We start from the raw sequence: 1158 nt of genomic DNA, 5'->3' as shown, positions 1-1158 counted from the left end.
TGACGCGTGTTACGAAGGGCAACATGCGACTACTGCTCTAAATGCAGCCAATGAAGTTGCTGTTGATGCGTTTCTAAATAATCGCCTTGGTTTTACAGACATAGCTCGCATCAATGAATTGGTTTTGCATAAAATCACCGCAAGCTGCAAACCTGAGAATGCGAATAGCTTGGAAAGCTTGCTAGAGCTAGATAGAATGTCTCGAACTATCGCCCTAGAAATTATACGCGAGCGTAGCTAATGACTGGTATTTTGTGGAATCTTGTTTCTTTTATCGTTGCTCTGGGCATTCTCGTTGCCGTGCACGAGTTTGGGCACTTTTGGGTTGCTCGTCGTTGTGGCGTGAAGGTTGAAAGATTTTCCATCGGTTTTGGTAAGTCTATTTGGCGAAAAGTTGGTCAAGACGGAACCGAATACACTATCTCAATGATTCCTCTTGGTGGATACGTCAAAATGGTAGATAGCCGTGTTGACGATGTGCCAGAAAGTGAAAATCATTTAGCCTTTGATCAAAAGCCGCTTTGGAAACGAACGTCTATTGTTGCAGCTGGCCCTATCTTTAATTTCTTATTTGCTATTTTTGCTTATTGGTTGGTTTTCCTGATTGGTGTACCAGCGGTAAAACCCGTAATTGGTGAAGTTACGCCCAATTCGATTGTTGCTGAGGCAGGAATTGAATCTGGAATGGAACTAAAAGCAGTATCAGGCATCAAAACTCCGGATTGGGAATCAGTTAATATGGGATTAATTTCTCATATTGGTGATGACGCTATGACGCTAACACTGACGTCAGACTCAGAAGTTGGCGCTGAAGTGACGAAAACGCTGGACCTTCGTGACTGGAAATTTGATCCAGAAACCGAATCTGCGATGCATTCACTTGGTTTTGCTCCATATACACCAGAAATCTATCGCGTTATTAAGCAAGTTTCTGAAGACGGTGCAGCCGCGAAAGCAGGTGTGCTTCCAGAAGATGAAATCATCGCGATTGGTGGTGAGCCTATCAATGACTGGAAACAAGTCGTAGATGCTGTACGCTCAAATCCAAATACTCCAATCGAGTTGACGGTATTACGCCGAGGCATTGAGCAATCACTAACATTAACACCAGACAGTCGTGAGCTGGCTAACAAACAAGTGGTTGGCTTCGCAGGTATC

The 1158-nt window shown here is 44.0% G+C and carries 1 protein-coding gene and 1 pseudogene; both read left to right on the top strand.

The window, feature by feature from the left end:
• Nucleotides 1–241 (top strand): annotated as a pseudogene (locus R8N46_RS25085) (1-deoxy-D-xylulose-5-phosphate reductoisomerase); the annotation flags it as partial.
• Nucleotides 241–1158: RIP metalloprotease RseP (gene rseP, locus R8N46_RS25080; protein WP_318189757.1), on the top strand; the 918-nt coding region annotated here is incomplete at its 3' end. The pseudogene R8N46_RS25085 and the gene rseP, both read left to right, overlap by 1 nt.

Origin of the sequence: Vibrio sp. 1874 (assembly GCF_033344395.1) — a bacterium.
GTDB lineage: Bacteria > Pseudomonadota > Gammaproteobacteria > Enterobacterales > Vibrionaceae > Vibrio > Vibrio alginolyticus.
Note: the sequence above shows the minus strand (reverse complement) of the source record. Positions and strands in the feature narration are given on the sequence as shown.